The organism is Streptomyces sp. NPDC005533, from assembly GCF_042871845.1.
Lineage (GTDB): Bacteria > Actinomycetota > Actinomycetes > Streptomycetales > Streptomycetaceae > Streptomyces.
Genome location: NZ_JBIAJH010000202.1, coordinates 1 through 1092, shown reverse-complemented (window position 1 = coordinate 1092; position 1092 = coordinate 1). Strand labels below are relative to the sequence as shown.

Sequence of the window (1092 nt, the reverse complement as noted above, 5' to 3'; positions counted from 1 at the left end):
GTGCGTGATCTCTTGGAGGTGGTCGGTGTGTTCGGTGGTGGGGCAGGAGATGTTCCAGGAGCCGTCGGATCTCTGCCACGGTGAGAGTGACGATGCTGCAGTTGGGGTCGTTTCTGCAGCCCCCTTTGCGGTCTCGTCGGCGGCGAGGCCGGCGAGGAATGCGTGGGCAAGCATGGCCAGGGTGATGTGCCGGTACCAGCCGACATACCGGCGGACTTCGTACTCGTCCAGGCCGCACTCGTTCTTCGCGGCCTGGAAGCACTCTTCGATCGCCCAGCGCGTGCCGGCAACTCGCGCGAGATCCGCGATTGTGCAGGTCACGGGAGCGTAGGCGAAGTAGTAGGCGATCTCGTCCGGCCGGGTGAGGCTGCGACGGGCCAGCACCCAGCGGTGATAGGTGGGCTCGTCACCGTCGAAGAAGCCGATCGACGGCAGCCGCGCACTCGCCCAGTCATAGACCCGAGGCCCTTTCGCCCCGTCACCGCAGGAGAGCTGCTGCCAGGCGTCTTTTGGAGCCCCAGCGATCAGTTCGTCGATCCGCCAGAACCCGGCCAGGCTCTTGACCTGCTGCGATTTCGGGACCGCGACCACATAACCGACGCCGAGTTCCTCGAGCAGGCGTCGGAACTTCCACTCCTGACCGTAGGCCTCGTCCGCAGTCACCCACGACGCTGGCAAACCCGCGGCCAGGCAGCGGGTCACGATGGCCTTGGCGAGTTCGCCCTTGGTCGCGAACTCCCGCTCGTCAGGGATCTTCGCCGCCCTGCATCGTTCTCGGTCACCGGTCCAGGACTTCGGCAGGTACAACTCCCGGTCTACCAGGGCCCGTCCAAGCTCGGTGGCGTAGGCGGCGAACACCCCGATCTGGCAGTTGTCGATCTTTCCCGAGGTGCCGGTGTACTGCCGGCCCACCCCGGCCGACGTGCTGCCCTTCTTGATGAACCCTGTGTCGTCGATGATCAGGACACCACCCGGCCCGAGCTTGTCGGCGACGTAGTCGCGGATGTCATCGCGCAGGGCGTCCGCGTCCCATACGCTTGAGTTCAGAAGCCTCTGGAATCCGTCCGGAGTACGGTGACCTGCGTATTCGGC

1 protein-coding gene is annotated in these 1092 nt (G+C 65.5%); it reads right to left on the bottom strand.

Going from position 1 to position 1092, the window contains the following annotated elements:
• Positions 1 to 1092 (bottom strand): IS701 family transposase (locus tag ACFYP3_RS37950; protein ID WP_388842695.1); only part of this gene is annotated, 1092 nt, incomplete at both ends.